Origin of the sequence: Microbacterium sp. C5A9 (assembly GCF_022627955.1) — a bacterium.
Lineage (GTDB): Bacteria > Actinomycetota > Actinomycetes > Actinomycetales > Microbacteriaceae > Microbacterium.
The window spans coordinates 182271-204175 of sequence record NZ_JABXGD010000003.1; the positions used below are offsets into that span (position 1 = coordinate 182271).

The window sequence follows — 21905 nt, forward strand, 5'->3', positions numbered from 1 at the left end:
GATGTCGGCATCGGTATCGGCATCGCCGGGGACAGGGAGAGCATCATGGTCGCATCGCACGTGCAGGAGCCGGTCGGATGAGGGTTCTGCTGCTCGGCGGACGAGGCGCGGTGGGGTCCGTCGTCCGGCGAGAGCTGGAGAGAGACGGCCATAGCGTCACCGCGGCCAGTCGATCAGACACCGAGGGACGCCGGGTCGACCTGCACGGCGACCTTCGACCGGTGTCGCGGCTCGCAGCGGATCACGACGTGGTCGTCAATGCGTCCGGCGTGGAGAGGGCGGAACTCGCCGACGCCGTCGCAGGCGGGCCGCTGGTCGACATCTCAGCCACCGGCTCGTACCTCGACGAACTGCGGGCGACGGCGTCGGGCCCCATCGTTCTCGGGGCAGGGCTCGTTCCCGGACTCAGCACGGTGCTCGCCGGTGCGCTGGCCACGCGCGCCGGCGCCGAGCTCGACATCTTCGTGATGCTCGGCACCGGTGAGAAGCACGGACCGGCCGCTGTGGACTGGACGGCAGGCCTCGTCGGCACGGATCTGCATCGCGCGCCGGAGGGGAGTCCGGTGCGCAACCTCACCGAGAGCAGACGTGCGGTCGGCCCCGACGGACGGAGCCGGCGCTATCTGCGGGCCGACTTCCCTGATCACGTGCTGCTCGAGAGCTCCGGGAGCATCATCCGCACCTACCTGACCCTCGGCTCGGCACCGATGACCGCCGCCCTCGCGCTCGTCGGACGGATGCCCATGCTCCGCGGTGCGCTCGCCGCGGCACCCCACATCGGCAGTGATGCCTGGCACATCATCGCGCAGGACAGGCGGTCGGGCGAGCGGCTGCAGGCGAGCGGGCGGGGTCAGTCCCTGGCCACCGGACGCCTCACCGCACTGGCGGCTATGCGGGTGGCCGGAGCGGGGCACGGCGCGGGGCACGGTGCGATGACGATGGCCGACCTGGTGACGGTCGACGAGGCGCTGGACCTGACGCGGCGGTGGACCTGACGAGGCGGTGCCGCGGGATCAGACGGCGGTGAGACCGTGCGGCGCGACGTTCAACCGCTCGCCGCCGTCGGCCGTCACGACGACGATGTCCTCGATGCGGGCGCCCCACTCGCCGGCGAAGTAGATGCCGGGTTCGATACTGAACGCCATGCCCTCGCGCAGCACCAGGTCGTTGCCGGGGGCGATGTACGGCTCCTCGTGCACCGAGACGCCGATGCCGTGACCGGTGCGATGCAGGAAGGCCTCGCCGAGACCGGCATCAGCCAGCACCCGGCGCGCCGCGGCATCCACCTCTTCTGCGGTCGCACCCGGTCGCACCGCGTCGACGGCGGCCTGCTGCGCGCGCACCAGCACGGCGATCCGCTCCGCGGCCTCGGGCGCGGGAGTCCCGACCACGTACGTGCGGGTGCTGTCGGAGTTGTAGCCGCTCGGAACCGCTCCCCCGATGTCGACGACCACGACCTCGCCGTCGCCGATCACACGGTCGGAGACCTCGTGGTGGGGGTCGGCACCGTGGGGACCCGAACCGACGATCACGAACTCGACCGTCTTGTGCCCCTCGGCCACGATCGCCTCGGCGATGTCGGCGGCCACCTCGCGCTCGGTGCGCCCGGCGCGCAGCCACTCGGGCACACGGCGATGCACGGCGTCGATCGCCGCCCCGGCGCGGCGCAGCTCGGCGATCTCGGTGGCGTCCTTGATCATGCGACCCTCGCGCAGCACGGGCGTCGCGAGCTCGACCCGCACGCCGATCCGGTCCGCCAGAGGGATCACGTGCAGCGCGGGGAGCGCATCGGAGACACCGACGCGGGTGACCGATCCGAGGGCTGCGGCCACGAGGTCGTAGGGGTTCTCGCCGTCGATCCAGTCGCCCACCGCGAGGCCGAGCTCGCCCACGGCGGTCGTCCTCACCTTGGCGAGCTCCATCCGCGGCACGACGATCGTGGGGGCGATCCCCGGTCCGAGCACGAGCGCCGTCAGCCGCTCGATCGTGTCACCCTCGACGCCCACCAGATACTGCAGGTCGGGGCCGGGGCCGACGATGATCGCGTCGAGACCGGCGTCGGCGGCGAGAGCTGCGGCGCGGTCGAGTCGGGCGGCGTACACGGAGGCGGGGAACGGCAGTGTGCTCACGGCATCCACGCTAGTGCGCTGACCCCGCCCCGGGAATGGCTGCTCAGCTGACGGCGAGGCGGATGCGCTCGGCGAGCACGGTGCGGTTGGCTGCCGTGAGCTCGAGCAGCGCGTAGGCGGTCGGCCACATCGTGCCGTCGTCGAGGTTCGAGATCGGCTCGAAGCCGAAGGTGCCGTACCGGACCTTGAACTTGCTGGCGGGCTGGAAGAAGCAGAGCACCTTGCCGTCCTTGCCCCACGCCGGCATGCCGTAATAGGTGCGAGGAACCAGCTCGGGAGCGACCTCGGTCACCAGCGCGTGCAGCGCCAAGGACAGCTCGCGATCCTTGTCGTCGGGCAGCTTCGCTACTGCCGCCTCGAGGTCGGCCACTCCCTCGGCGCGCACCTCTTCGGGGGTCTTCTTCGATCGCGAACGGGCCTTGCGCTTGTCGGCCGCGGCCTCCTTCATGGCCTCGCGCTCTTCGGCACTGAAGTTCTTCTCGTCGTCAACCATGGCCGGCTCCTTTCACGGGGTGATCTGCGATGGATCTCACACTACGGATGCCGCGGCCTGCTGTGCTTCTCGATTCCTGACCGATCGCGGTCACCTAGGATGAGGGCATGGTACGCCGTCGGCCCACGACCCTGGATGACATCGCAGAGGTCGCCGGAGTCTCACGGTCGACGGTGTGGTTCGTCCTCTCGGATTCAGGTCGTGTGTCGGACAAGACACGGGCCCACGTCCGCCAGGTCGCCGAGGACATGAAGTACGTCGTCAACGTCGGCGCCAGGAACCTCCGCAATGCGCGTGCAGGAGCGATCGGTGTGTATCTCCCCGAGAGCACGAGCGGGCTGGCCTACTACATGGACTTCATCTTCGGGGTCATCGACGTCGCATCCCGCAACGAGGTCTCGGTCACCGTGCTCCCCGAGGGGCGCACCAAGGCCCACCAGGTGTCCCACGTCGACGGGTACATCCTCGTCGACCCTCCCGACGACGACGCGACCGTGCTGAGCATCCTCAACGGCAAGCTGCCGGTCGTGAGCGGCGAGCGGTCCCCCTCGGGAGCACCCGCGCCCGACGCCGTGGTGGGATCGGATCATGCGAACGGCATGCGGGAGCTGCTCGAGCATCTCTCCACCTCGGGAGCGCAGCGTCCCGCGCTGATCGTCGGCCCCGCCAACACCGCCTGGGTGCGCGACATCCGCCACGCGTACCTCGAATGGTGCGAGGCCCGCGACGTCGCACCCGTGCTCGCGGACTCTGCGGAGCGCCTGAGCGCCGACGACATCCGGAGCGTGACGCGGGAGCTGCTGTCGTCCGATCCTGTGCCGGACGCGATCATCTCGACTCCCGACGGCTCGGCCGTGGGAGTGGTGTCGACCGCGCGGTCGATGGGGATCGTGATCGGCACGGAGCTCCTGGTGGCGGGATACGCCGATGGCCTCGCCATGGAGATGGCCGATCCCGCGATCACCGCGGTCGACCTCTCTCCCCGTGCCTTCGGCGCGCGGTGCGCCACGCGTCTCTTCGAGGTGATCGACTCGTCGCGCGACGCCGAGTTCCCGGAAGAGGCGTTCCCGATCGCCGTCATCCCTCGCGATTCGACCTCACGACGCCGCTGACGAAGCGACCGGCACCCGGTCATCGGCAGGGGCTCGGTGTGCGTTCGCACGTTACCAACTGGTAACAAGTTCTGCCGATCTTCGCGTACCTCTGGTGCTTTCTGTCTTTTGATGTAACCATCTATCAACCCAAAAGGGATGCTTCACACAGAATTTCACGGATTGTTTTGCCGGGTCCTGGCACCCGAGAAATGGGATCACCCCTCATGAACGCATCTGGAAACCGGCCGCAGCGCCGCGTCGTCACCGCTGCCGCCGCCACCGTCCTCCTCGGCGCGACTCTCGTCGCCTGCTCGTCGGCGACGACCGCGACGGACGACGCATCGGAATCGATCACCCTCGGCTACACCGCCACCCTCTCGGGCGACTTCGCGAGCTACGGCCTGCAGATGCGCCAGGGTGTCGACCTCGCCGTGGAGGAGCTGAACGCAGACGGAGGCATCGACGGGCGCACGGTCGAGATCGTCTCGGCCGACGACGAGGGCAGCCCGGCGAACGGCCCGGTCGTCGCACAGCAGTTCTGCGACGAGTCGGTCGCCGCCGTCCTGGGATACAGCTTCTCGAGCGTCGCGCTGGCCGCCCTGCCCGTGTACGACACCTGCGGCATGCCGATCGTCGCGTCGGCGGTCACCTCGCCGGAGCTCTCGGGCGCGAGCCCCACCTTCTTCCGCAACGTCTTCACGGATGCCTCTCAGGGCGAGGCGATGGCCGCGCACGTGTACGAGTCAGGCGTCACCTCGATCGCCGTGCTGTTCCAGCAGGACGACTACGGCCAGGGCATCTCCGACGCCTTCTCGGAGGCGTTCGAGAAGGCGGGCGGAACCATCACCTCGGCGCAGGCCTACCAGCTCGGGAGCGTCGACTTCGGAACCGTGGTCGACACCGCTCTGAAGGACGATCCCGAGGGCCTCTTCATCGGCGGGTTCTACACGGAGACCGCGAAGATCGCCGCGCAGGTGCGCGATGCCGGATCCGAGGTGGCGCTGTACGGCACCGACGGAGCGGTCACCCCCGATCTCGTGGCCCTCGGAGGGGAGGCGGTCGACGGGATGACCGTGTACAGCGGCTTCTCCACGTCATCCGACGACCCCGACACCCAGGCTTTCGTCGCGGCCTTCACCGAGAAGTACGACTCCGAGCCGACATCATGGGCGGCACTCGCCTACGACGCCACGAAGGTCGTCGCACAGGCCGTCTCCGACGCCGGCTCGACGGACCACGCCGCGATCGTCGACGCCCTCTCGGCGATCGAGGAGTTCCCGGGCGCGACGGGACCCATCAGCTTCGACGATGAGGGCAACCGGCTGGGCGACCTCATCTTCCTCACCGTCGCCGACGGTGCCTTCGTCCCGGTATCCGAGTGACTCGACCCCTCCCGGGGCCGTCCCCCACGGACGGCCCCGCCCGTCACCCGAGAGGAATCGCACTGTGACTCAGGTACTCATCAACGGTCTCGCTGTCGGAGGCATCTACGGTCTCCTCGCGGTGTCCTTCAGCATCGTGTACGGGGTGCTCGGCATGGTCAACTTCGCGTTCGGCGAAGTCTTCATGTTCGGCGCATTCGGCGCCCTGGTGGCCTCGCTGTCGACCGTCCAGCTCGCGGGCGCCGAGCTCGCCGGGCCGGCGCTGCCGCCGTGGCTCGCCCTGATCGTGGGGCTGGTCGTCGGCGCCGCCGTCGGGTTCATCGTCGAGAGGCTGGCGTACAAGCCCCTCCGGTCCGCCCCCATCCTGTCGATGCTCATCACCGCGATCGCGGTCTCGCTCCTCCTGCGGGCCATCGGCACCTTCCTCTTCGGTGCGGCCCAGGTGCCGGTCGCGAAGCCGCAGATCGGCGAGGCGATCATCCTCGGCGATGCTCGCATCCAGCCGATCGACCTCGTGATCTTCGTCGTCGCGGTGTGCGCGGCCGGGGCGTTCTGGGCGATCGTGAGGTTCAGCCCGATCGGTCGGGCGATCCGCGCGACCGCGCTCGACAAGGACGCCGCCCGACTGATGGGGATCGGCATCGATCGCGTGATCGCGACGACGTTCATCCTCGGGTCCGCGATGGCGGCCCTGGCCGGCATCCTGTACTCGCAGAAGTACGGCTTCGCCGCCGCCGCCATGGGGTTCATCCCGGGCCTGAAGGCACTCGTCGCCGCTGTGCTCGGCGGGATCGGGAGCATCCCCGGGGCCTTCGTCGGAGGGCTCGCGCTCGGCGTCGTCGAAGAGGCCGCCGCGGCTTTCGTCCCGGGGGGATCCGCCTACCGCGACGTCATCGCCTTCGGCGTCCTCGTCCTCATCCTGTGGCTGCGTCCGCAGGGCATCCTCGGTCGCCGTGAAGTCGTGAAGGTGTGATGACGATGAACATCCAGAAGACAGTCCGCGTGCCGTTCAGCGCCGTCGTCCGCCGCATCGCCATCCCGCTCATCGTCATGGGCGCGGCGATCGTGCTTCCGTTCCTGCTCCCCGGCGACCGGTGGGTGCGCGTCGCCGCCCTGGCTCTGATCTACGTCGCGCTGGCGAGCGGCCTCAACATCCTCGTCGGGCTCACCGGACTGCTCGATCTCGGATACATCGCGTTCTTCATCATCGGCGCCTATACGACGGCAGTGCTCACAGCGCGGGTCTTCGTCGACGGACTCGGGTTCGATCCCGACGAGCTCTGGTGGCTGTTCCCGGTGAGCCTGGCGCTCGCGCTCGTGCTCTCGGCCGTCGCCGGAGCGATCATCGGATACCCCACGCTGCGGGCACGGGGCGACTACCTGGCGATCATGACCCTGGCGTTCGGCGAGATCGTCAGGATCGTGTCGATCAACTGGGTCGATCTCACCGGAGGGTCCGTGGGAATCCGGGGGATCCCGCCGCTGAGCCTGGGAGGCAGCTCGCCCACCGGCACCTACTACGCGGTGCTCCTCATGGTCGTCGTGATCCTCATCGCGGTGGCAGGTCTGGTCGCCTCGCCGGTCGGGAGGGCGTGGGTGGCGATCCGCGAGGACGAACTGGTCGCCTCGTCGATGGGCATCAAGACCAAGCGGTACAAGCTCCTCGCCTACATGTGCGGCGCGGCGGTCGCCGGGGTCACCGGCGTGTTCTTCGCGCACATGCAGCAGTTCATCAATCCCGACAGCTTCACGCTCGAAGACAACTTCATCGTCCTCAGCCTCGTCATCCTCGGAGGTGCGGGAACGTTCTGGGGACCGGTCGTGGGAGCGACGCTCTGGATCTTCTTCCAGGCGATCGCCAGGGACTGGGCGATCGTGCAGGAGCATCCCGAGTTCCGCACCGGAATCCTCGCGCTCATCGTCATCGTCCTCATGATCGTGCGTCCGGGCGGTCTCGTCCGGCGTCGTCTCCGGCTGACACGAGCGCGTCACGACGCGGGTTCCCCCGGTGACGGCGAGACGCCGGCGCCGGATCCCCGCCGACCCCGGAATCCGGGTGCGCCGACGCTGCAGGTCGACGATGTCTCGCGCACCTTCGGGGGGCTGTCCGCCCTTCGCGGCGTGACGCTGCAGATCGATCACGGCGAGATCGTCGGACTCATGGGGCCGAACGGTGCGGGCAAGTCCACGCTCCTCAACGTGCTCTCGGGGGTCACTCCCCCCTCGTCCGGACGCATCTCCTTCGAGGGGATCCCCCTCGACAGGGCCGACTCGGCCGATGTGAACGCGGCGGGCATCGCACGGACCTTCCAGACGGTGCGTCTGTTCTGGGACATGACGGTGCTCGAGAACATGCTGGTCGGAGCACACGGACGACTCAAGGGCTGGGTGCCGGCGTTCGTGCTCCGCCTTCCGAGGACCGCGAAGGCCGAGCGCGCCGCGGCCGACGAGGCTCGACGCCTCCTGGCGTTCGTGGGACTCGGCGACCGGGAGGGCGAGCTCGCGAAGTCGCTCGACTACGAAGGGCAGCGACGCGTGGAGATCGCACGCGCCCTCATGACGAGACCGCTCCTGCTCCTCCTCGACGAGCCCGCCGCGGGGATGAACGAGAGCGAGACCAGGGCGCTCGCCGACCTCATCGTGCGGATCCGCGATGCGGGGATCGACATCGTCCTCATCGAACACGACATGGATCTGCTGATGGGCGTCTCCGATCGCATCATCGTGCTCGACCACGGGGTCGTCATCGCCGACGACATCCCCGAGCAGATCCGCAAGAACCCCCTCGTTCTCGAGGCCTATCTGGGAAGTGACGCATGACTGTGCTCGCGGTGAAGGATGTGTCGGTCTCCTACGGGGCTGTGCAGGCGCTGCGGAGCGCGAGCATGCACGTCGACCCCGGGGAGCTGGTGGTGATCGTGGGGGCGAACGGCGCGGGCAAATCGAGCCTTCTGCGCGGAATCGCCGGCTTGACGAGTGCGTCGGGCTCGGTCGAGTTCGCCGGCACGGATGTCAGCAGGCATCCCGCCGAGAGGAGGGTGCGCGCCGGACTCTGCCTCGTGCCCGAGGGCCGCCACATCTTCGGCAGCATGACGGTGCTCGAGAACCTGCAGGTGGCGACCTGGGGCAGTCGCCAGCGACTCCGCGACGAGCTGCCGCGCATCTACGAGCTGTTCCCCGTGCTCGAAGAGCGGCATGCCCAGGCCGCGGCGACCCTCTCAGGCGGAGAGCAGCAGATGCTGGCGATCTCCCGCGCGCTCGTGCGACACCCCCGCCTGCTCATCCTCGACGAGCCGTCGATGGGCCTCGCGCCGCTCATGGTCAAGCGCATGTTCGAGCTCATCAGCGAGATCCATCACGCGGGGACCAGTGTGCTGCTCGTCGAGCAGAACGCTCGCCAGGCGCTCTCCATCGCCGATCGCGGCTACGTCATGGAGACGGGCCGCCTGTCGGGCGGAGCGAGCTCGGCGGAGATGCTGGCCGACGAGCGGCTGCACTCCGCGTACTTCGGCACCCAGTCCTGACCGCCTCGGCGGTCACCCACTCACCTCGAAGGACGACAATGCACACTTCCACCCAGGCCCCCATCGCGATCGCGGCTCCACACGACGCGGCGGTGCGCGCGGCAGCCGACATCGTCGCCGCCGGAGGCAATGCCGTCGACGCGGCGCTCGCCGCGGCCGCCGCACTGACCGTCGTCTACCCGCACATGTGCAGTCTCGGCGGCGACATGATCGCGATCGTCCGTCTTCCCGACGGCGACCGCATCTGCGTGAACAGCACCGGGGCGTACGGCTCCGCCTCTCCCCTCGACACGCTGCTCGGCGGGCGGGAGTCGATGCCGGTGGAGGGTCCGCTCACGGTCTCCGTGCCCGGCGCGGTCGCCGGCTGGAAGGCCCTACACGACGCCTGGGGACTCCTCCCCGTCGACCGGCTGCTGCTGCCCGCGATCGAGCTCGCCGCCGCGGGCACCCGTGTGAGTCCCGGCCTCGCAGAGGCTGTCGAGGACGACGCCGATGTGCTGCGCGCGGATGCCGGCATGAGGTCGATCTTCTTCCCCGAGGGGCGCGCTCTCACCGCCGGCGCCGATCTCGTTCAACCGCAGCTGGAACAGACGTTGAGGGCACTGGCGCGAGACGGCCTCGGGTCCTTCTACATCGGCGAGACCGCCTCGCGACTCGCCGCGGGGCTCGCCGCACTCGGTGTTCCGGTCACCGCCGCAGACCTCGCCAGGCATGAACCGCGGTTCGAGCAGCCGATCGCACGCCGCTTCGGCGGTCTCCGTGTCTCCACGGCGCCGCCGAACTCGCAGGGATTCACCATGCTCCGCACCCTGGGCGCACTGCGCACGCCCGACACGGGAGAGCTGTCGACGGACGCCGGACTTCTGGCGGAGCTCTTCCACAGCGGCGACCGGATCAGGGACATGACCCTGGCTGACCCTCGCTTCGCTCCCGTCGACGTGGACGGCATGCTCCAGCCCGAGGGCCTGCGTCGTGCGCGCGAGGATGCCGAGCGGAGCCTGCGCACCGGGGTCCGCGAGCCCGGCGTCGTGACCCCACGACCGGGTGGCGACACCGTTGCCGTCACCGTCGTGGATGCCGACGGCACGGCGATCTCCCTGATCCAGTCGGTGTTCCACAGCTTCGGCAGCAAGCTTCTGGAGCCGTCGACGGGAGTGGTGCTCCACAATCGCGCGGCCTTCTTCCAGCTCGAACCGGGGCACCCCAACGAGATCGCCATCGGCAAGCGACCCGCGCACACCCTCATGCCCGTCATCGTCGAATCGCCCGACGGGACGGTCGCGGCACACGGCACCATGGGTGGAAAGGCGCAGGCACAGATCCACACGCAGCTCCTCCTCCGCGTGGCCGAGGGCGCGACACCGCAGCAGGCCGTGTCGGCACCACGGCTCATCGTCGGCGATTCCGAGCACGGGACCGATGATCGGGACTCGGTTCTCGTCGAGCCGGGCATCTCGGCCACCGCTCAGGCGCAGCTCGCCGAGACCACACTGGAACTCCGGCTCGGACACGAGTATGACTCGGGAGCAGGGCACGCGATGATCGCGCGCCGAGACCCCGACGGACGCCTGTCGGCGGGTGCCGACCCGCGCAGCGACGGCGGCGTCCACATCTCGCACTGACCAGACCTCTCGAAAGGACACGACCCATGACGACTCCCGAGCAGCGCGCCCGCGACCTCGGCCTGGACATTCCGGATTTCGGTGCCAGCGGCTACTACGGTGCCGATACGTACGGCAGCATGAAGCCGCATCACATCGTGGGCAGCGTGCTCTATCTCAGCGGCCACACCCCGGACCGCGCGGACGGCACCGTGCGGTTCGCCGGTCGCCTGGGCCAGGACCTCACCGTCGAGCAGGGATACGAGGCCGCCCGCCTCACCGCGCTCAACTGCCTCGGCGGAATCCGGTACGCCCTCGGCAGCCTCGACCGCGTGAAGAGCATCATCCGGCAGACGTGCTTCGTCACCACCACGATGGACTTCACCGAGGTGCACCGCGTCTCCAGCGGAGCATCGGACCTGTTCGTCGAGGTCTTCGGACCCGAGATCGGCCTCGGCGGACGAGCCACCATCGGCGTCATGTCGCTCGCCGGCGGAAGCAGCTTCGAGAACACCCTGACGGTCGAGATCGCGGACTGATCCCCGCCCTCCATCGACACCGCCCCCCACTTCCCGAGGAGAACCATGCCCGAACGCTCGCGACCGTCACCGCAGAACCTCCACCTCGTGCTCATGCTCGCCCTCACCTTCTCGACCGGAATCGTCGACGCCGTCGGCTATCTCGGTCTCGACAAGGTCTTCGCGGGGAACATGACCGGCAACGTGGTCATCCTCGGCATGGCCCTGGCCGGGGCGGACGACCTGCCCTGGGTCGGTCCCCTGCTCGCCCTCGTCGCCTTCCTGGCCGGAGCGGCCATCGGAGGCCGGGTGCTTCGTCCCGTCGCGGCGGGGTGGAGCTCTCGCACCACCGTGCTGATCGCCGTCGTCGGCGCACTGCTGGGCATCGCCGGAATCGGGCTGTTCATCGCCGACGGGACCCCGCCCCCGCCGTGGGAGCTCGGGGCCACCCTCCTGCTGGCCACGAGCATGGGTGTGCAGGCGGCCGCCGCGCGTCACCTCGCGGTGAAGGACGTGACCACGGTGGTCGTCACCTCCACCATCACGGGTCTGGCCGCAGACTCTCGCTTGGCAGGCGGGGCCGGACAGCCCTGGATCCGCCGGGTCTCGGCGATCGCGCTCATCGCGGCCGGTGCCGCCGTCGGCGCGCTGCTGCTGATGGCGCACATCGGCTGGGGCGTCGTCGCGGCCGCGGTGATCTCTCTCGTCGTCGCGGCGATCGGAGAGGGTGCGTCGCGCAGGCTCCGTCGTCGGCAGTCGTCCGCGACGAGCTGAGGGGGCCGGCGAAAGATGTCGTCGATCGGTGAGCACCGCCCACTAGGGTGAACGCATGGACATGCGGGTCGCGGCATACGCGGTCGTCACCGATGACGACGGACGCATACTTCTGGCGCGCTGGACGGAGGGGCGCCGAGTCGCGTGGACGATGCCCGGGGGCGGTCTGGAGGCGGGCGAGGCCCCCGAAGACGCCGTGCGGCGCGAACTCCGCGAGGAGACCGGCTACACCGTCAAGGTCGGCGAGCTGCTCGGCATCCATTCGCGGGTGATCCCCGCGAGTCGGCGTGTGAACCGCTCCGACGAGCCGCTGCACACGTTGCGCATCGTCTACCGCGCCACGGTCACGGGAGGCAGGCTGCGCTTCGAGACCGACGGATCGACGGACATGGCCGAGTGGTTCACGCTCCGATCGATCTCCGAGCTGCAGCGGGTGAAGCTCGTCGACATCGCACTAAGGATGGCGGGCATCCTCTGACGCGCGTCGCGCGTCGGCTCAGTCCCGAGGTTCCTCGGGCACAGAGATGTCGGCGACCGTCGCTCCGTAGGCGGCGATGAGGTCGTCGGCCTCGACGAAGAGGCTGTAGCCGTGAGTCCCTGCCCCCATGGCGATGCGCTGGCCCACGATGGTCTCGTCGGCGAACACCGGCCACGCGGTGGTGCTGCCGATCGGGACGATGGTTCCGCGCTCATAGCCGGTGGCGGCGAGAGCGAGATCCGGCTCGGGAAGGCGCAGCTTGTTCACTCCCACCACGGCGCGCAGCTTGGGCCATGAGATCGACCGGCCACCGGGCACGAGTGCGAAGAGATAGGTGTCGTCCGACCGCTTCACGACCAGCGTCTTCACGATGCCCGAGGGCAGGATTCCGAGCAGCTCGGCGGCCTCGGTGAGACTTCGTGCGGCGGGCCGCTCGCGGATCTCGATCTCGAGGCCTCGCGATGCTGCGGCATCCCTCACCCGGGAATGGGGATCCCCCGGCGCGGAGGCCGAGGGATCAGGGTTCGACGTCACGCGTCAGGTGCGGAGAGCGGGTCGTCGGCGACCCAGAGCTCGTCGTCGGCGCGCAGTGCCTGCCACGCCGCGTAGAGAACGCCGACCGCTGCAGCGGCGCCCAGGATGATCGCGATGACCGAGCCGAGTCCTGGGCCCTGGGGCTCGGGCTTGGTGGCCTTCTTGACCTTCTTGTTGACCTTCTTGACGACGCCCTCGCGCTTGGCGTTGGCGACGTCCCACGCGGTGAGCGCGGTGCCGACGACTCCCCCGACGATCGGGACGACCTTGTCATCGACCACGTGGTGACCGAATCGGACGCCACGGTCGACGACCGGCTGGACGCGACGGTTGTAGGTGTCCTGCACGACAGGACCGACCTGCTCGCGGCCGAAGTGGCCGAGCTGGCGCCCCGCCTCACGTGCGACGTCGGCTGCGTGGCCGACCAGGACCTGCTGGTTCTCCCAGAGCTGGTTCGCGTCGGCCTGAAGACGACGCAGCTCCTTCTTCCGCTTGCGGCTGATGCTCACGATGCTCTCCTGTCGATTGGAGTACGGGTTCCCCATCTTGCCACGGGAGGCTGGATGGGGGGAGGGAATCGCCGAACCCTTGCGCTGAGCGGTGAACCGCGCTAGTTCAGGCCGCACACATCGGAAGCTCTGCGAGAATGAGGGCATGGCCCACGCTTCTCATGTCGCAACCCTGCACACCAACCACGGTGACATCGTCATCAACCTCTTCGGCGACCACGCCCCCAAGACGGTCAAGAACTTCGTCGGTCTCGCCGACGGCACCCAGGAGTGGACGCACCCCGCCACCGGCAAGCCGGGCGAGGGCGCTCTCTACAAGGACGTCATCTTCCACCGCATCATCCCCAACTTCATGATCCAGGGCGGCGACCCGCTCGGACAGGGCGTCGGCGGCCCCGGCTACAACTTCGACGACGAGATCAACATGGAGCTCAACTTCAACGAGCCCTACATCCTCGCCATGGCCAACGCCGGTCTTCGTCGCAACGCCATCACCGGCAAGGCCGAGGGCACCAACGGCTCGCAGTTCTTCATCACCACCGACCCGACGCCGTGGCTGCAGGGCAAGCACACGATCTTCGGCGAGGTGGCCGATGACGCATCGAAGGCCGTCGTCGACAAGATCGCCGCTGTGCCGACCGCCGCGGGCGACCGCCCGATCGAGCCGGTCGTGCTGCAGTCGATCGACATCGTCGCGGCCTGACGCCGACGCTGGCCGATCCGGATGACCACGCCTGAGTTCGCGGACAATCGCGACAACTTCTGCTACCGGCATCCGGATCGGCAGAGCTTCGTGCTCTGCCAGCGGTGCCTGCGCACCATCTGCCCCGAGTGCCAGACCCAGGCACCGGTCGGGGTGATCTGCCCCGAGTGCATGCAGGCCGAGCGCAAGAACCGCACCCCTGCGCAGAAGCGCGCCGAGCGCCGCTGGCGCAGCCGGCCCTCCATGGCCACCGCTCGCGGCGGCAAGCCGGTCGTCACCTACGCGCTGCTGCTGATCACCTCGATCATCGGTCTGCTGCAGATGGTTCCGGGAATGGGCGGCGCCATCACGCAGCAGCTGCTCTTCGCGGCCGCGTACCTCTATCCCGACCTGTCGCTGTACCCGTTCGAGCCCTGGAGGCTGCTCACCGCGGTCTTCGTGCACGGCGGATTCATCCACCTCGCCCTCAACATGCTGGCGCTGTGGATGCTGGGTCAGAACCTCGAGCCCATGCTCGGTCGGGTCCGCTACCTCGCGCTGTATCTGATCAGCGGCATCGGCGGTTCCGTGGCCGTCGCGCTCATCGCTCCCGGCACCGCCACCGTCGGCGCCTCCGGCGCGATCTTCGGACTCATGGCCGCGCTGCTCATCATCGGCCGGCATCTCGGCGCGAACGTCACGGGGATCCTCGTGATCCTCGGCATCAACTTCGTCATCGGCTTCTTCATCGGCGGCATCGCGTGGCAGGCGCATCTCGGGGGTGCGATCGTGGGCGCACTGGTCGCGTTCATCCTCACCCGCACGCGTCGGAGGGAGCAGCGCACCCTGCAGATCGTGCTGCTCGCAGCAGTCGTCGTGGCGTTGCTGGTGATCGTCGCTTTCGTGCCCCCGCTGCTCATCACCACGGTTTACTCCTGATCGGGAGTTGTTAACAGGGTTGTTAACGGGTGTGAATAACATCTGTGTAATTCTCCCCATATTGGGGATAACCTGTGGATAACTCAGTCGAACATCCAGGACGGATGCAGAAGGCCCCTCTCGCCGAAGCGAGAGGGGCCTTCTGAACGTGAGGGGTCGGCGTCAGCGCCAGCGGGTCGTCATGAGGAAGCCGATGAGGGCGATGCCCAGGCCGATGGCGAGGTTCCAGTTGTCGAGACCCGGGATCGGGAACTGCATGCCGGAGATGTAGAACACGAGGATCCAGGCGAGTCCGAGCAGCATGAAGCCGACCATCACCGGCTTGAACCACACGGCGTTGGGGGCGGTGTCGCCTTCGCTGCGCGGTGCTTCGGGCTCTTCGATCTTGCGGTCACGTGCCATTCCGACATTGTACCCATGACTTCTTTCCAAAACGGGACCGGGTTCCTCCGGCCGTTCGTTCAGTCGAGCGGGATAAGATCGCGCCATGACTGCATCCGTCGTCTCGGGGGAGCGACGTGCACGGCACCGCCGCCCTCGATCGCGCGCCACGTTCACGAGCGTTCTCGGCGAGCTCCTGCTGACCGCGGGCGTCATCGTGCTGCTCTTCGTCGCGTGGCAGATGTGGATCGGCGACATCATCATCAGCGCCCAGAAGAACGACGAGGGCGCCCAGATGTCGCAGCAGCTCGCGGAGGGGCCGGCCCCCGAGCCTCCGCCTCTCGTCGAGGCCGAGGACGGCACGACCTACTACGAGCCGGTGATCCCCGCGGCGCCAGCCGACGCGCAGTGGTTCGCACAGATGCACATCCCGCGCTTCGGCTCGGAGTACAACGTCGGCATCTACGGCGGGACCAGCCGCGCTCGCACGCTCGACGATCTCGGCATCGGCGTCTACACCGACTCGAAGATGCCCGGTGAGGTCGGCAACTTCGCGATGGCCGGGCACCGGACGACCTGGGGCAAGCCGTTCAACCAGCTCGACAAGCTGCAGCTGGGCGACGCGATCGTCGTCGAGACGCCGGACGGCTGGTTCACCTACCGCTTCCGCACGCTCGAGTATGTGAAGCCCACGCAGACCGAGGTGCTGCTCGACGTGCCGCAGATGCCGGGTGTCGAGACGGGGGAGCGGTACATCACGCTGACGGCATGCTCTCCGCTGTACTCCCTGGCCGAGCGCATCGTCGCCTACGGCGTCTTCGAGAGTTTCCAGCCCCGCGCCGAGGGGCCCCCCTCCGCGCTCACCGACCCGCCGCCCCCGCCGGCCGCTCCGTCGATCTGACCGAAGGGAACGACGACACAATGTACGCCGCACTCTGGCGCATCCTGCCCGGCCCCTGGTGGCTGCGGCTCTTCATCGTGCTCGCGCTGGTCGCCGCCGTGCTCTACGCGCTCTTCTGGTTCGTCTTCCCCTGGGTGAGCCCCCTGATCACACCGGGCGAGGTCGACCTCGAATGACCCGCGTGCTCGTCGTGGACAACCACGACAGCTTCGTGCACACGCTCGTCGGATACCTGCGCGAGCTCGGCGCCGACGTCACGATGATCGAGTCGGATGCCGTGAGCGCCGCGCAGCTCGCCGAGGTGCTCGCACCGTTCGACGGCGTCATGGTCTCGCCCGGACCGGGTACTCCTCGGGCAGCGGGTGTCACGGTGGATGCGGTGCGCATCGCGGCGGACCTGCGCATTCCGCTGCTCGGAGTCTGCCTCGGGCATCAGGCGATCGGTGCGGCGTTCGGCGCTCCGGTCACCGAGGCCCCCGAGCTCATGCACGGGATGGTGTCGAGCGTCGTTCACGACGGATCCCCGCTCTTCGACGGCGTCCCCTCGCGGTTCGACGTCGGTCGCTATCACTCGCTCGCGCTCTCCGAGGGCGATCTGCCGGCTGCGCTGCAGGTGACGGCGCGCACCGACGGCGGCACCGTGATGGCCATCGCGCATACGGACCTGCCGATCGTCGGGGTGCAGTTCCATCCCGAGAGCGTCCTCACCGAGGGTGGGTACCGTCTGCTCGCGAACTGGCTCGCGCAGTGCGGAGACCCGCACGCTGTCGCGAGAGCGACCGAGCTGCATCCCCTGCACCGCTGACGTCGGCCGGTCGACGGCCGCTCGACTGCCTCCGTCTCGGAGCCGGGCAGGCGTCAGCCGACGGGTGCGCCGCAGAAACGCAGCTCGACCGTCGAGCCGATCGGCACGTCGCCGGGGGCGGCCGACATCGACGACACCGTCGGCGGGGTGACCGGGGTGCAGTCGCTGAGCTCGACCGGCTGCGCGACGAGCCCGAGGCTCTCGAGCTCTTCCGTCGCGGACTCGACGGTCCAGCCCACCATGTTCTTGATCGTCACCCGACCACTGGCCACGACGAGGTTCACGACGGTGTTCGGTGCCACTTCGGCATCGGCGTCCTCGCTCGCCTCGATGACGGTGTCGGCAGCGAGCCCTTCGTCGTTTCGAGGGATCACGGTGCCGAGCTGCAGCCCGGCTGCGGTCAGAGCGTCCTTCGCGGCGGAGAGAGACAGGCCAGACAGAGTCGGGACGACGACGGTCTCCTTGCCGGAGGAGACGTAGACGGTCACGGTGTCGCCCTCGCTCACCGCCGTTCCCGAGGTCGGATCGGTGCGCGTGACGTTGCCCTCGACGATGTCGGTACTCGACTCGAGCACGAGCTTCGCCGTGAGATCGAGCTCGCTGAGATCCTCCTGGGCGCGCTCGGACGAGACGTTGACCAGATCGGGGACGGTCCGTGAGCTGGTCGGCACGTCGCTCGGGCGCATGCTGATCGTCCACACCCAGAACAGGACGGATGCCAGGAGCACCGCGAGCAGCGCCACGCCGGCCCAGATCCATGCGACAGGAGGGCCGGACTGGGTGCGGGCCATCGTGTTGTCAGTGCTGAGCTGGCGCAGCGACCGTGCGGTCTCCTGCGCCTGGCGCGGGTTGGGACCGTAGAGCTCGCTGGTGAGCGCGCCGAGCTCCTTGCGGCTCGGCGCGCGGCCGGCCACCGCCGAGTCGAGAGCGGCACGGAAGTGCGCGGCATCCGGGTACCGCTGATACGGATCCTTCGCGAGCGCGCGGAGCACGATCGGGTCGAGGGCGCCCGGTGAATCCTCGTTGACCTCGGTCGGCGGCACGGGAGTCTCGCTGACGTGCTGATATGCGACGGCCACCGGAGACTCGCCACGGAACGGCTGTCGACCGGTGAGCAGCTCGTAGAGCACGACGCCGGTGGAGTAGAGGTCGGCGCGTGCGTCGACGGGCTCGCCCTTGGCCTGCTCGGGCGAGAAATAGGCGGCGGTGCCGATGATCTGCGTCGTCTCGGCGACTGTCGACGAGGAGTCGGACACGGCTCGGGCGATGCCGAAGTCCATGACCTTGACCTGGCCCTTGTCGGTGACCATGACGTTGCCGGGCTTGATGTCGCGGTGCACGACGCCCGCACGATGGGAGTAGTCGAGCGCCTCGAGGATGCCGTCGACGTAGCGCACGGCGTCTTCGACGGGGACGGGGCCCTTCGCGATGATGTCCTTCAGCAGCGTGCCGCTGATCAGCTCCATGACGATGTACGGAGGTTCATCGGTGCTGCTGTCGGTGGTCGACGGGTCACCGGCGTCGTAGACCCGCACGATCGACGGGTGCGACATGCGCGAGGCGGACTGCGCCTCGAGCCGGAAACGCGTGCGGAAGGCGGTGTCGCGCGCGAGCTCAGGGTCGAGGATCTTGATGGCGACCGCGCGACCGAGGGTCAGATCGTACCCGCGGTACACCTTCGCCATACCGCCGTGCCCGATGAGCTCGTCGACGCGGTAGCGACCCGCGAGAACGCGTTGCTCTGTCGACACGTACTGACCCCCCTGATACGACCTGGTGAATGCTCTCAGACTACGGCGCGAAGTTGCTAGTCGGCTGTGGCGGTTCCCGTGCCGTCGGAACCGGTGGTGGCCGTGGACGTCCCGGTGCCGCCGTTCGCGGTGCCGGTGCCGCCGTTCGCCGTGCCCGTACCGCCGTTGGCGGTCGCTGTGCCTGCGTCGTCCTCGTCATCGGCAGCCGTGATCTGAACCGCCATCTGCGGGGAGTTGCCCGAGGGACGGTCGCCGCAGAACGCGCGATAGGTCGCGGTCACCTGCAGGGCCGGGTCGTCGGCCGGAGTGATCTGGGCGTTCAGCTGGCCCTGGAAGCTCCGCGTCGTCTTGCCGTCGCTGAAGGTGGCGTTGGTGATCGTGACCTCGTACGAGCTGAGCGCGGCGGCGCCCGAGGGGCACGAGAACGCGGTCCAGTTGAGGGTGATCGGCTCGCCGGCGACGGGCGTGCCCGACAGGGTGGGTGCCGACGCCGGGGCGCCGATGTCGACGCGGGGTGCGTAGGCGGTCAGGGTGATGGCGTCGCCCTCTTCGAGGAGTCCGCGCGGTTCGACCGACTCGACGACGTCGACGAGCTCGTCGGACGGTGCGGGAGTGGTTCCGACGCGGCACTGCGGCACGAGGCCGGCCTCGGTCGCGGCGGCGAGAGCCTCCTGGCAGGGGAGCCCGACCAGGCCGAGCGCGTCGACGTTGATCGGCGTCGCGCTCGGGGTGGGCGTCTGCGAGGGCGTCGGTGTCTGCGACTGCGTCGTGGGCGGCGGGGTCGTCGCACCGGCGTCGGGGTCGCCCTGGTTCATGAGGGCGAACACGGTACCGCCGAGCACGATGACGAGCAGTGCGATCAGCGCGACGAGCGGCCACGTCCACGGGCTGCGCTTCTTCTTCTCGCGCTCTTCCTCGGCATCCGCGGCTGCCCCGGTGGGGAGCTGTGCCGTGGTCGGGAGGATGCGGGTGGTGCCGTCGTCTCCGGTGGCGGTCAGCATGCGGGTCGCGTCGTCGCTGCCGGCGACACCGCCCGTGGCGATCGCGGGAACGGCGATCGCGGCCGAGTTGAGGTCGCCGCGGCGCAGAGCCTGCGCGGCACGGGCCACGGTCGCCGAGGACGACGGGCGGTCTGCCGGCTTCTTGGCGATCATCGCCATCACGAGGTTCTGCACCGGGATCGGCACCGTCGGCGGCAGCGGCGGAGGCTGCTCGTTGATCTGGGCCATCGCGATGGCGACCTGCGACTCGCCGGTGAACGGACGCTTGCCTGCGAGGCACTCGTACGCGACGATTCCCAGCGAGTACGTGTCGGTCGCGGGGGAGGCGGGGTGACCCGACGCCTGCTCCGGCGACAGGTACTGCACGGTTCCCATCACCTGACCGGTGGCCGTCAGCGGCACCTGGTCGGCGATGCGAGCGATTCCGAAGTCGGTGATCTTGACGCGTCCGTCGGGCGTGATCAGCAGGTTTCCCGGCTTGATGTCACGGTGCACGAGACCAGCCGCGTGGGCGGCCTGCAGGGCGGATGCGGTCTGCGCGACGATGTCGAGCGTCTTGTCGGCACTCAGCGAGCCGTCGCGCTCGATGATCGTCGACAGCGCCTCGCCGGGCACGAGCTCCATGACGAGGTACGCGCTGCCGTTCTCCTCGCCGTAGTCGAAGACGCTGGCGATGCCCTCGTGGTTGACGAGCGCGGCGTGGCGCGCCTCAGCGCGGAAACGCTCGAGGAACCCGGGGTCCCCCATGTACTCGTCTTTGAGGATCTTGATCGCGACGGTACGTCCGATGACGTGATCCGTCGCCTCCCATACCTCGCCCATGCCGCCGATCGCAATACGCGACTGCAGCTCGTAGCGACCACCGAACGACACACCCTGCGTCGGTCTCATCTGCCCAGCACCGCCTCTATGACCTTCTTTGCAATCGGGGCGGCGATGGTGTCGCCGGATCCTGATTGCCCCTGTCCGCCGCCGTCTTCGACGAGGACCGCTACTGCGACCGCCGGGTCGTCCGCCGGTGCGAATCCGGTGAACCACAGCGTGTACGGCTTATCGCCGTTCTCTGTCGTCCCGGTCTTCCCGGCCACGTCGACCCCGTCTATTCTTGCACCCTGCGCCGCGCCCGTTGAGACGCTCGCCACCATCGACGACGTCACCTCGTCGGCGACCGTCTTGTCGAGGGCCTGACCGTATTCCCTGTCCTCGTAAGACCGCACCACCGACAGGTCGTTGCCGATCACCGTGTCGACGAGGCGCGGGTTCATCACCACACCGTCGTTCGCGATGCCGGCAGCCACCATGGCGATCTGCAGCGGCGTCGCGGTGACCTGTCCCTGACCGAAGCCGGTGAGGCCGGTCTGCGGGTCGTCGAGCCCGGTGGGGTAGCTCGAGGGCGTCGACTCGAGCGGCGTCGAGAAGCTCTGGTTCCACCCGAACTTCTCGGCCATCTCGCGGATCTTGTCGTCGCCCAGCTGCACCGCGAGCTCGGCCATGGGGATGTTGCAGCTCAACCGGATCGCCTCGGCGATGGTCACGGTCTCGCCGTCGCCGCACGTGCTGCCCCACGCGTTCGCGACCGTGTTGTTGGACTGCGGCAGCTGGAAGCGTGCGGGGTTCGGGAGCGTCGAGTCCGGTGTGTAGTCGCCGCTCGCATACGCCGCGGCGGCCACGACGAGCTTGAACGTGGATCCGGGCGGGTTGAGGTCGCCCGCGATCGCGCGGTTCGAGAGCGGCTTCAGCGGATCGTCGACGAGCTGGTCGTAGGTCGCGTTCGCGGCATCCGCGTCATGGGTCGCGAGAGCGTTCGTGTCGAAGCCGGGAGTCGATACCATCGCGAGGATGCGTCCCGTCTTCGGCTCGATCGCGACGACCGCTCCGTTCAGGCCTTGCAGCGCGTCGTAGGCGGCGCGCTGCGCTGCCGTGTCGAGCGTCAGCTCCACACCGAAGCCGGTCTGCGGCTGCCCCGACAGGATCCGCTCGATGTCCGAGAAGAAGGCGCTGGAGCCGGTGCCCGAGAGGTCGGCGTTGAGAGCGCGTTCGATGCCCGTCGCCGACTGCAGAGCGGGGTTGAAGTACCCCGTCACCGGCTCCCACATCGCGGCGTCGGTGTACACACGCTGGAACTGGTAGCGGTCGTTGGAGGGCACGGACGAGGCGATCGCGACGTCGTCGACGATGATCGAACCGCGCTGGATCTCGTAGCTGTCGAGCAGCGTGCGTCGGTTGTTGCTCTGCTGTGCGAGGCTGTCGGCCTCGACGACCTGGATCCAGCTGGTCGCGACGAACAGCGACAGGAACATGAACAGCATCACGATGCTGAGGCGGCGGAGCTCTTTGGTCATGCGACGCCCCCCGGGGCGGAGTGCCCGCCTGTCACGGAGCGCGCTGCGTCTCGTCGCTGCGCTCCTC

Annotated in this window: 23 protein-coding genes; 15 read left to right on the top strand and 8 right to left on the bottom strand. The window is 68.8% G+C overall.

The annotated features are described in order from the left end of the window. Positions 1 to 77 precede the first annotated feature (77 nt). Positions 78 to 995, top strand: a complete 918-nt coding sequence (locus HWD99_RS07575) for a hypothetical protein (protein ID WP_241795619.1) — start codon at positions 78 to 80, stop codon at positions 993 to 995. A gap of 18 nt (positions 996 to 1013) precedes the next feature. Here HWD99_RS07575 and HWD99_RS07580 read toward each other — a convergent pair whose 3' ends face one another. Next, a complete protein-coding gene (locus HWD99_RS07580; protein ID WP_241795620.1) occupies positions 1014 to 2129 on the bottom strand; it encodes a Xaa-Pro peptidase family protein in 1116 nt (371 codons plus the stop codon). A 43-nt stretch (positions 2130 to 2172) separates the two neighbouring features. After that, complete coding sequence (locus tag HWD99_RS07585) at positions 2173 to 2622, bottom strand: DUF1801 domain-containing protein (RefSeq protein WP_241795621.1); 450 nt, start codon at positions 2620 to 2622, stop codon at positions 2173 to 2175. 107 nt (positions 2623 to 2729) lie between these two features. Here HWD99_RS07585 and HWD99_RS07590 point away from each other — a divergent pair, with 107 nt between their 5' ends. The 9 genes from HWD99_RS07590 (at position 2730) to HWD99_RS07630 (ending at position 11993) form a co-directional block, all read left to right on the top strand. After that, positions 2730 to 3734: a LacI family DNA-binding transcriptional regulator gene (locus tag HWD99_RS07590; protein ID WP_241795622.1), complete on the top strand. Its 1005-nt coding sequence runs from the start codon at positions 2730 to 2732 to the stop codon at positions 3732 to 3734. A 206-nt stretch (positions 3735 to 3940) separates the two neighbouring features. Then, entirely contained in the window at positions 3941 to 5098 is a 1158-nt protein-coding gene (locus HWD99_RS07595) for an ABC transporter substrate-binding protein (protein ID WP_241795623.1), read from the top strand. A 64-nt stretch (positions 5099 to 5162) separates the two neighbouring features. Continuing rightward, positions 5163 to 6071, top strand: a complete 909-nt coding sequence (locus HWD99_RS07600; RefSeq protein WP_241795624.1) for a branched-chain amino acid ABC transporter permease — start codon at positions 5163 to 5165, stop codon at positions 6069 to 6071. A 5-nt stretch (positions 6072 to 6076) separates the two neighbouring features. After that, positions 6077 to 7918: an ATP-binding cassette domain-containing protein gene (locus tag HWD99_RS07605; protein WP_241795625.1), complete on the top strand. Its 1842-nt coding sequence runs from the start codon at positions 6077 to 6079 to the stop codon at positions 7916 to 7918. Between the two features lie 2 nt (positions 7919 to 7920). Beyond that, entirely contained in the window at positions 7921 to 8622 is a 702-nt protein-coding gene (locus HWD99_RS07610; RefSeq protein WP_374205456.1) for an ABC transporter ATP-binding protein, read from the top strand. Between the two features lie 38 nt (positions 8623 to 8660). Further along, a complete protein-coding gene (locus HWD99_RS07615; protein WP_241795627.1) occupies positions 8661 to 10244 on the top strand; it encodes a gamma-glutamyltransferase family protein in 1584 nt (527 codons plus the stop codon). A gap of 26 nt (positions 10245 to 10270) precedes the next feature. Beyond that, positions 10271 to 10762 (top strand): RidA family protein, encoded by a 492-nt coding sequence (locus HWD99_RS07620; protein ID WP_241795628.1) that lies wholly within the window; start codon positions 10271 to 10273, stop codon positions 10760 to 10762. Between the two features lie 45 nt (positions 10763 to 10807). After that, positions 10808 to 11515 (top strand): YoaK family protein, encoded by a 708-nt coding sequence (locus HWD99_RS07625; RefSeq protein ID WP_241795629.1) that lies wholly within the window; start codon positions 10808 to 10810, stop codon positions 11513 to 11515. A 55-nt stretch (positions 11516 to 11570) separates the two neighbouring features. Further along, a complete protein-coding gene (locus HWD99_RS07630; protein WP_241795630.1) occupies positions 11571 to 11993 on the top strand; it encodes an NUDIX hydrolase in 423 nt (140 codons plus the stop codon). 18 nt (positions 11994 to 12011) lie between these two features. Here the strand turns inward: HWD99_RS07630 and HWD99_RS07635 are convergent, their stop codons facing one another. Then, the gene (locus HWD99_RS07635; RefSeq protein ID WP_241795631.1) at positions 12012 to 12473 is read right to left on the bottom strand and encodes an aminoacyl-tRNA deacylase; all 462 of its coding nucleotides are present in this window, start codon (positions 12471 to 12473) and stop codon (positions 12012 to 12014) included. Between the two features lie 50 nt (positions 12474 to 12523). Further along, the gene (locus HWD99_RS07640) at positions 12524 to 13036 is read right to left on the bottom strand and encodes a DNA helicase (RefSeq protein ID WP_241795632.1); all 513 of its coding nucleotides are present in this window, start codon (positions 13034 to 13036) and stop codon (positions 12524 to 12526) included. Positions 13037 to 13181: 145 nt separating this feature from the next. Between HWD99_RS07640 and HWD99_RS07645 the strand changes: the two genes are divergently transcribed. Further along, the gene (locus HWD99_RS07645; RefSeq protein ID WP_241795633.1) at positions 13182 to 13739 is read left to right on the top strand and encodes a peptidylprolyl isomerase; all 558 of its coding nucleotides are present in this window, start codon (positions 13182 to 13184) and stop codon (positions 13737 to 13739) included. Positions 13740 to 13760: 21 nt separating this feature from the next. Further along, a complete protein-coding gene (locus HWD99_RS07650; protein WP_241795634.1) occupies positions 13761 to 14657 on the top strand; it encodes a rhomboid family intramembrane serine protease in 897 nt (298 codons plus the stop codon). Between the two features lie 162 nt (positions 14658 to 14819). On the opposite strand, the gene HWD99_RS07655 is transcribed toward HWD99_RS07650, so the two are convergent. Continuing rightward, positions 14820 to 15059 carry a cell division protein CrgA gene (locus HWD99_RS07655; RefSeq protein ID WP_241795635.1) on the bottom strand — a complete coding sequence of 80 codons (240 nt, stop codon included), beginning with the start codon at positions 15057 to 15059 and terminating at the stop codon, positions 14820 to 14822. Between the two features lie 85 nt (positions 15060 to 15144). Here HWD99_RS07655 and HWD99_RS07660 point away from each other — a divergent pair, with 85 nt between their 5' ends. Genes HWD99_RS07660 through HWD99_RS07670 form a run of 3 tightly spaced genes read left to right on the top strand, consistent with a single transcriptional unit; the run spans position 15145 to position 16744 of the window. Then, positions 15145 to 15939: a class E sortase gene (locus tag HWD99_RS07660; protein WP_241795636.1), complete on the top strand. Its 795-nt coding sequence runs from the start codon at positions 15145 to 15147 to the stop codon at positions 15937 to 15939. 20 nt (positions 15940 to 15959) lie between these two features. After that, on the top strand, positions 15960 to 16115 hold the full coding sequence (locus HWD99_RS07665) for a hypothetical protein (RefSeq protein ID WP_201470503.1): 156 nt from the start codon (positions 15960 to 15962) through the stop codon (positions 16113 to 16115). Next, positions 16112 to 16744, top strand: a complete 633-nt coding sequence (locus HWD99_RS07670) for an aminodeoxychorismate/anthranilate synthase component II (RefSeq protein ID WP_241795637.1) — start codon at positions 16112 to 16114, stop codon at positions 16742 to 16744. Before HWD99_RS07665 ends, HWD99_RS07670 begins: the two co-directional genes overlap by 4 nt. A 53-nt stretch (positions 16745 to 16797) precedes the next feature. Here HWD99_RS07670 and pknB read toward each other — a convergent pair whose 3' ends face one another. From pknB to HWD99_RS07685, 3 genes are read right to left on the bottom strand one after another with little or no spacing between them, the layout of a single operon-like run. Continuing rightward, positions 16798 to 18495: a Stk1 family PASTA domain-containing Ser/Thr kinase gene (gene pknB, locus HWD99_RS07675; protein ID WP_308220695.1), complete on the bottom strand. Its 1698-nt coding sequence runs from the start codon at positions 18493 to 18495 to the stop codon at positions 16798 to 16800. Positions 18496 to 18551: 56 nt separating this feature from the next. Further along, complete coding sequence (locus HWD99_RS07680) at positions 18552 to 20387, bottom strand: protein kinase (RefSeq protein ID WP_241795638.1); 1836 nt, start codon at positions 20385 to 20387, stop codon at positions 18552 to 18554. Then, positions 20384 to 21838, bottom strand: a complete 1455-nt coding sequence (locus tag HWD99_RS07685; RefSeq protein ID WP_241795639.1) for a penicillin-binding protein 2 — start codon at positions 21836 to 21838, stop codon at positions 20384 to 20386. Before HWD99_RS07685 ends, HWD99_RS07680 begins: the two co-directional genes overlap by 4 nt. Positions 21839 to 21905: the final 67 nt, after the last annotated feature.

Excerpts from the sequence above, each read along its gene's own strand:
- HWD99_RS07595 (WP_241795623.1), top strand. The coding sequence starts at position 3,941 with ATGAACGCATCTGGAAACCGGCCGCAGCGCCGCGTCGTCACCGCTGCC.
- HWD99_RS07670 (WP_241795637.1), top strand. The coding sequence starts at position 16,112 with ATGACCCGCGTGCTCGTCGTGGACAACCACGACAGCTTCGTGCACACG.
- HWD99_RS07655 (WP_241795635.1), bottom strand. The coding sequence starts at position 15,059 with ATGGCACGTGACCGCAAGATCGAAGAGCCCGAAGCACCGCGCAGCGAA.
- HWD99_RS07650 (WP_241795634.1), top strand. The coding sequence starts at position 13,761 with ATGACCACGCCTGAGTTCGCGGACAATCGCGACAACTTCTGCTACCGG.
- HWD99_RS07575 (WP_241795619.1), top strand. The coding sequence starts at position 78 with ATGAGGGTTCTGCTGCTCGGCGGACGAGGCGCGGTGGGGTCCGTCGTC.
- HWD99_RS07605 (WP_241795625.1), top strand. The coding sequence starts at position 6,077 with ATGAACATCCAGAAGACAGTCCGCGTGCCGTTCAGCGCCGTCGTCCGC.
- HWD99_RS07590 (WP_241795622.1), top strand. The coding sequence starts at position 2,730 with ATGGTACGCCGTCGGCCCACGACCCTGGATGACATCGCAGAGGTCGCC.
- HWD99_RS07585 (WP_241795621.1), bottom strand. The coding sequence starts at position 2,622 with ATGGTTGACGACGAGAAGAACTTCAGTGCCGAAGAGCGCGAGGCCATG.
- HWD99_RS07625 (WP_241795629.1), top strand. The coding sequence starts at position 10,808 with ATGCCCGAACGCTCGCGACCGTCACCGCAGAACCTCCACCTCGTGCTC.
- HWD99_RS07685 (WP_241795639.1), bottom strand. The coding sequence starts at position 21,838 with ATGACCAAAGAGCTCCGCCGCCTCAGCATCGTGATGCTGTTCATGTTC.
- HWD99_RS07620 (WP_241795628.1), top strand. The coding sequence starts at position 10,271 with ATGACGACTCCCGAGCAGCGCGCCCGCGACCTCGGCCTGGACATTCCG.
- HWD99_RS07665 (WP_201470503.1), top strand. The coding sequence starts at position 15,960 with ATGTACGCCGCACTCTGGCGCATCCTGCCCGGCCCCTGGTGGCTGCGG.
- HWD99_RS07630 (WP_241795630.1), top strand. The coding sequence starts at position 11,571 with ATGGACATGCGGGTCGCGGCATACGCGGTCGTCACCGATGACGACGGA.
- HWD99_RS07680 (WP_241795638.1), bottom strand. The coding sequence starts at position 20,387 with ATGAGACCGACGCAGGGTGTGTCGTTCGGTGGTCGCTACGAGCTGCAG.
- HWD99_RS07615 (WP_241795627.1), top strand. The coding sequence starts at position 8,661 with ATGCACACTTCCACCCAGGCCCCCATCGCGATCGCGGCTCCACACGAC.
- HWD99_RS07660 (WP_241795636.1), top strand. The coding sequence starts at position 15,145 with ATGACTGCATCCGTCGTCTCGGGGGAGCGACGTGCACGGCACCGCCGC.
- HWD99_RS07645 (WP_241795633.1), top strand. The coding sequence starts at position 13,182 with ATGGCCCACGCTTCTCATGTCGCAACCCTGCACACCAACCACGGTGAC.